The sequence below is a fragment of the Mesobacillus sp. genome, from assembly GCF_049588175.1.
Taxonomy (GTDB): Bacteria; Bacillota; Bacilli; order Bacillales; family Cytobacillaceae; genus Mesobacillus.
Window position 1 is genome coordinate 1 of record NZ_JBAVFI010000441.1, and the last position, 6304, is coordinate 6304.

Annotated in this window: 7 protein-coding genes; 3 read left to right on the top strand and 4 right to left on the bottom strand. The window is 39.5% G+C overall.

Translation table 11 applies throughout. From position 1 onward, the window contains the following. Nucleotides 1-224 precede the first annotated feature (224 nt). Nucleotides 225-689 (bottom strand): HAD family hydrolase, encoded by a 465-nt coding sequence (locus tag WB217_RS10850; protein ID WP_423993244.1) that lies wholly within the window; start codon nucleotides 687-689, stop codon nucleotides 225-227. Between the two features lie 180 nt (nucleotides 690-869). Between WB217_RS10850 and WB217_RS10855 the strand changes: the two genes are divergently transcribed. Both WB217_RS10855 and WB217_RS10860 read left to right on the top strand, forming a co-directional pair. Next, the gene (locus WB217_RS10855; RefSeq protein WP_423993245.1) at nucleotides 870-1745 is read left to right on the top strand and encodes an alpha/beta fold hydrolase; all 876 of its coding nucleotides are present in this window, start codon (nucleotides 870-872) and stop codon (nucleotides 1743-1745) included. A gap of 9 nt (nucleotides 1746-1754) precedes the next feature. Continuing rightward, complete coding sequence (locus WB217_RS10860; protein ID WP_423993246.1) at nucleotides 1755-2132, top strand: VOC family protein; 378 nt, start codon at nucleotides 1755-1757, stop codon at nucleotides 2130-2132. 37 nt (nucleotides 2133-2169) lie between these two features. On the opposite strand, the gene WB217_RS10865 is transcribed toward WB217_RS10860, so the two are convergent. Further along, nucleotides 2170-3045 carry an SGNH/GDSL hydrolase family protein gene (locus WB217_RS10865; RefSeq protein WP_423993247.1) on the bottom strand — a complete coding sequence of 292 codons (876 nt, stop codon included), beginning with the start codon at nucleotides 3043-3045 and terminating at the stop codon, nucleotides 2170-2172. Between the two features lie 415 nt (nucleotides 3046-3460). On the opposite strand from WB217_RS10865, the gene WB217_RS10870 reads away from it, so the two are divergent. Then, the gene (locus tag WB217_RS10870) at nucleotides 3461-4738 is read left to right on the top strand and encodes a GGDEF domain-containing protein (RefSeq protein WP_423993248.1); all 1278 of its coding nucleotides are present in this window, start codon (nucleotides 3461-3463) and stop codon (nucleotides 4736-4738) included. A 730-nt stretch (nucleotides 4739-5468) separates the two neighbouring features. Here WB217_RS10870 and WB217_RS10875 read toward each other — a convergent pair. Both WB217_RS10875 and WB217_RS10880 read right to left on the bottom strand, forming a co-directional pair. Continuing rightward, nucleotides 5469-5855 (bottom strand): peroxiredoxin family protein, encoded by a 387-nt coding sequence (locus WB217_RS10875; protein WP_423993249.1) that lies wholly within the window; start codon nucleotides 5853-5855, stop codon nucleotides 5469-5471. A 14-nt stretch (nucleotides 5856-5869) separates the two neighbouring features. Then, nucleotides 5870-6217: a DsrE/DsrF/DrsH-like family protein gene (locus WB217_RS10880; RefSeq protein ID WP_423993250.1), complete on the bottom strand. Its 348-nt coding sequence runs from the start codon at nucleotides 6215-6217 to the stop codon at nucleotides 5870-5872. Nucleotides 6218-6304: the final 87 nt, after the last annotated feature.

A 6304-nucleotide genomic window follows, 5' to 3' on the forward strand; every position in this document is an offset into this window, starting at 1 on the left:
AAATTTCCAGGTTGCGGGATTTCGACAAAAACTCGCGGAAAGATATGTTCTTTTTGCGGAATAGGAATATTTTTTCGCGGAATGACCTATTCTTTTCGCGGAATAAAATTGGTTTTCTGCAAAATTCCCCCTTCTTTTCGCGGAATCCAGGAACTCTTGATAGTAATGCTTCAGACAAAACGCGTTTTTTTACATAAAATTTAATTTTTACAGATAAAAAAATCTTATCTTCGCAAAGTAGCAATGATGCGGTTGGGTTTTAACAATAAATCCAATGCTTCGTTAATATGATGAACGATCATATCGCTTTTCAAGAGTGTGGAGGTAGCGCAGCCTTCATTCCCGATCACCGCAATGGCGACATTTGCTTCTTCAAACATCACAGCATCATTAGCACCATTCCCTACACAGACCGTGCCAGCCAAACTTCGCACGAATTCTCCTTTTTCCTTTGTATGGTCTCCTGAACGGAGAATGTGAACCGACACAGGCAGTTTTTTGCATTGATTCAAAACGCTGCCATTGGTATCTGCCGTGATAACGTGAATCTCCAGCTGTCTGCTTAAAAGATGAATCCTATCTTCTACCCCACTGATTAACTCACCGTCAAACGCAATCGTGCCGTTAAAATCCAAGACTAAATGCTTAATTTCAAGCTTTTCTCTGCCAGGAATAGTTAAATCCAGCATGCTTGACCTCCTATAAACTCTTTTAGAAATTATTATACACTCACCTTTATCTATAAAAAAAACAAGAAATTTTACTATTGCTAAAGTAATATAATAATAAGTATTTTTGTTAATTTATTACAGTCATCCAGTTGAATATATGCTTTTCTTTCGCAAAATAAATGAAGGAGTCCTAAACGAATGGCCACTATCTATAAAAGCAAAGAAGGAAAAGAACAAATCCTCAGCCAATACGAACAGTACCTAACCCAGTTTGATCTACCTATTGCCCGGGAGTATGTTGCTACACGTTTCGGAAAAACGCATGTCCTTAAATTGGGCAACCCAAATGGGAAGCCAATATTTATATTCCAGGGAGGAAATTGCATTAATCCAATGACCCTATCCTGGTTCAGGGGTTTGTTAACAGATTACAAGATTTACGCGCCTGATACCATTGGCCATCCAGGCTATAGTGACGAAGCCCGGATTTCTGCTTCAGATCAAAGTTTCGCCCATTGGATTGAAGATTTAATGGCACATTATCAGATTGAAAAATGTGCTTTTATTGGTCCTTCCTATGGCGGGGGCATCATCCTCCGGCTGGCAGCTTTTATACCGGAGAAGATACAGTGTGCAGTACTCGTTGCACCAGCAGGAATCAGCCTTGGATCAAAAACGCAAATGATCAAGGAAATCCTTGTGCCGATGTTATTTTATAAAATCAACGGGTCTGCTAAAAGCTTGAGAAAAATTTCCAATGTGATGTCGAGAAACAGTATGAAAGACACGGATGAGGGGATTATCGGCAGTATTTTTAAATACGTGTCTTTAGAGGATGAAATGCCTAAGCTTACGACTGCAGAGGAACTGCAAGATTATCATGCTCCGACCCTCGTCATAACTGGGACTGAGGACATCTTTTTCCCTGAAAAAAAGATTTCCCAGAAAGCAGCAGGACTTTTCGGTAACCAATTAGAATTAAAGCGATATACGATGGGGCATTTTCCATCCGACGAAGACCTCATGAAAATCGACGTTGACATCAAATTGTTCCTGGCAAAACATTATCTTTAGGAGGTTACAATGAGCAATCATCCTATCCAAAAAATCGGCCAAATCGGTATACCGGTAACAGACTTGGAAAGAGCCATTCCTTTTTATCAGGAGCTATTAGGGCTTCCGCTTTTGTTCAACACTGAGACGATGGCTTTCTTTGACTGTGATGGTGTCCGTCTTCTCCTCAGCATCCCAGAAAATGACCAATTTGCCCACCCGAGTTCGGTCATTTATTTCCAGGTGGAAAAGATAAGGGAAAAGTATGAGGAATTGCTTGCAAAAGGAGTAAGCTTTTTAGACGAACCACATGTGGTGGCTAAAGTGGGCAAAACTGAGACATGGATGACATTCTTTAGAGATTCTGAAGACAACATCCATGCGTTCATCAGCGAAGTTTTGGCCTAAATGCAAAAGGATACTGCCAGCAGTCGCAGTATCCTTTTTATTGGATTGCTTTCAGTTCATTCTTTTTCAGGAATAGCTCAATCTGATGGGCCGCCATCATTCCCGAGGTGCTGTTCAAGTGCATGCCGTCAGTCAATAGTAAAAAGCCATTCAGATGCGCAATCCGATCCAGGCTGTATCCGTATACAAAGTGCTGAATAATCGCCTTTTCAAACAGTTTAGAGCTATTTTTTAAAGAACGCCCCCTCGTATGTCCTTTTCCCTTTAAATAGGCTTTTAATTTTTCATTAAAAGGCAGGTAGGATACATTGCTTATTTCAGCGATTTTTTTTATGACTTCGTTGTATTGGTCGATTTCCTTGTTCGCTTTTGAAAATAAGTTTTCACCCGCTACCGGGAGTGAGAACAAAGCAATTTTTGCCGTCGTTTCCGATTTTAGCCTATTCACAATTTGAGCAAGGTTCTTCTCATAAACTAATAAAGATGGTTTCTCAAATTGTTCCTGCAACCTGATATTCCTCTTCGCAATATCCGGAGCAATCTTTGCTGATGCATCATTCAATCCGACCATTACGATGGCGAACTCTGGATTGCAGGCAATCACATGATCAAGGCGTTGAAGGACATCAAAAGCCGTGCTGCCATTGACACCGTCATTAATAAATTGGTAATCAACACAGCCCTTCCGCTTAGTAGCGTCTTCGACAAAATTAAAGCTAATATTCCCATGAACGACATCTCCGCCGATGACGGCGACAAGCTTTTTCCCTTCCTCGCGCATGCCATTCTTCAGAAAAGCTTCGGGATTATTTGCGGGAAGCTGTTTTAGTTTGTTTTTTCGCTGATAAAACAAACTTACTCCCGCAACCACAAGCAGCAACAATGCTAGAACACCAATGAACAAAAGATCCATATACGACCCCTCTCTTAATAAGTATTCTCTTAAATTTTGGCTATTTTGAATTAGACTGTTGATTTCCGCTCCAGGCACTCGCTTTCCGCGGGGCGTCAGGTGAGCCTCCCGCAGGAGTCGAGTTCCCTCCGCTCCAATCAACAGGTGCTAAAAATCAGCATAGAGTTTTGACACAATCAAGTATCTAAAAATTAATCAGTATTAATTAAAAATTCTGAATATATATAGTATATTATTCGACAAGACTGTAATATTTTCCTTTAAATGCACTATTTCCTTACACGAAATATTTTATTTTTCCTTCTACTCCCATCATAGCCATTTATGATACGCAGCAGACAAAATAAATGGTACAAAAATTTAAACAAATCAAAAAATTACTTTGCAAGTTGCTTCGAATGTAGGATAATATTATATGGTAGAGATTGGGAAAGGGGAAATTATGCCTATGCTGGAAGCTAGGTTATATAATGTTTCACTATTTTTTGTTTCAATTGCCGTGGCTTTTGGATTAGGTACCTTTTTCGCGGATAAACATACATTCTTAATAGCTTTATTCATATATTGGTTGTTTTCGACCATGTATAACCATCTTAGGATCATTGGGCAAAATGGAACACTGAAGTTTGATTATGGGATCAATTACAGCTTATCATTCGGCATTTTCGCAGGCCCAATAGGCTTGTTCATTTTCGAGACGATCTTTCGCTTCACCGTATATTTTTCCAGGAAAAACTCCAAGACTGCTGACGAAGATGAATTTTGGGACACATTCTACAATATTGGTGCCCATGTACTGATTTACTCAATTGGTTATTTTTCATTTAAGCTAGCCTATCCGATATTTGAGGGGATTCCATTTGGATTTTGGATCCTGATGTGCATCCTTGCGGTGGGCACCATGATAATATCTTATACATTCCTGTCTACGGCTTTTTACATTATGGGGGAAATCAAAAGCGTGCGGGAGGCCCTCCAATTCTTCAGGGAAAGCAACAATATTCTGGATCTGGGTAAAACAGCTTTTACCAATGGACTGCTGCTGCTGTTCCTCCAAGAGCAGAAATGGGAAATGATGGTCAGCTTATTTATTTTGAATTATTTGGTGAGCCGCTCCTTCCATTCAAAATCACAGAATATCCAGAATAAAATCGAGCGGGACAAGTTCGAACAAATGGCTTATACAGATTTCCTTACAGGTGTTCCGAACCGGGCATTCATGGATCTAAAAATGTCCGAATTGAATCAAACGGGCGAAAGAATCGGCATTGTTGTAACGGATATCGATAAATTCAAACGAATCAATGATTCATATAATCACGCTGTCGGTGACAGGGTGATCCAGCATTTCGCTCTGACATTGAAGCATTATTTATCTGAAAATGATTACCTTTTCCGAAGCGGCGGCGAGGAATTCACGCTGATCCTGAGAAATAGATCATTCACTGAAACCATTGATCTAGTGGAAAAAATCCGCCATGGAATCGAAGCTAGTTCAGTTGATGTGGAGTACAAATCTGACATTCACTCCGTTTCGATTACTTCTTCATTTGGTTTGTATTTCTTTACAATGAACCCGTACACTTCAATGGAAAAGGGCTATATTTATGCTGACCAGCTGCTGCTTCAATCAAAGGATCTTGGCAAAAATAAAGTGACCTTTAAAAACGAACTGTCAAAACAGACAGGCTGACAATAAAGATTAAAGACAGAGAGGCTTTCTAACGGGTTTACTTGTGATGTGCAAAACGGTAACTCGCAGACAAAATCTAATAGCAAATCACATAAACTTCACAGCATAATTCACAGTCAAAAAGGCTTAGGGATACAAATATCACTAAGCCTTTTTTGAATTTAAACACCCGTAAGTTGTACAAGTTCATTAGACGCTAAAGCGAGGCGAGTTTGGTAAATAAGCGGAGAATTTACCCTTAATTAGGAAATAACACTGAAAATAGCTTAAATAGACGGAAAGATTCCCTCTATTGAGTCAAAAAACGTTAGAATCGTTAATTTTGCTTTGCATAAAGGGAAAACCTCCGCTTATTTACCCCGAATCGAGCTCTATTCTACCGACTAACGGGAAAATCTCCGCTTATTTTAAATATTACTGGTTGCTCAATTAGGATAAGAATTCTTACTAAATCACAAATAATTCACATATCCTCCAATAATTATTTCATACCCTGTGATTTAATATGTGAATTAGGAAACAATAAGCAATTAAAATTCGTCAAAATGCTGCTAAATCAATAAAAAACGCACTATGAATTATATTGTGAATTCAAGTGCGTTTTCCTATGTGTTTTACAATGTAATGTTTGCACCTCTAAAGTAAACCCGTTAGAGGCTTTCTCTGTCTTTTTTTGTTCCGCATAATCAGGCTAGTTTTGTTCCTCTGCAAATCAACCTCTTTTATCCCGCTAAAAATGCATAAATAAATCTGCTGATGCCGCCTCGTTCAATACCCATTTAATCGGCACTTGCTCCGCCGGGTGTACGAACTCAAAATTATCCTTTATATCTAAATCTACAACGTATAACTGAACTCCCATTTCGACGGCAATTCCCAGTAGTTCATGAACAGAAGATACACCGAAATCGCTGATTGCATTTGATAGGTATTCAAGGTCAGCTGAGGGAACTGATATATATCTTTTATCTAGAATATTTACACCTTTTCGGGAGAACGCCAAAATCACCTCTGCGCCTGATGATGCAGCGCCAACCGCAACATTCAACGGAGGATACGCAGATTCCAGTTCATCATGCAGGGCCATTACCACCACTTTTTTCTGATCCATATCCATCCCATTCGCCTCCATCAATAGCTTAAAACCGCATCTGCCTGATAGGCAGTCTCCAAAAATGTCGCTACTCCCGCTAATTGGGCACCGTCAACCAGTTCAAGGCCATCCGCAATCAGCACATTCATCTGGCATCCAAAAAAAACAATGCCCAAATCCATGGCTCTTTTCATGAGATAGGCAAGATCAATATGATGAGTACGTTCCATTATTTTTAAGTACCGCTTATCAAGTACCCTGGCACCGTCAAGATCGAAGAAAATGGTGATCTCGTTGCCCTGCTCTGCATTCTTTACCGCTTCTTTTAATACATAAGGCACATTAGAACTTAAGGAAACAAAATAAACTAATTTCTTGTTCGCCACTGTCCTTCCCTTCTTTCGGTACTATTGCTTATACAACTAATTATTTTGTCCAAACGAGATATTCATGAACCGCTTACAATATTATTA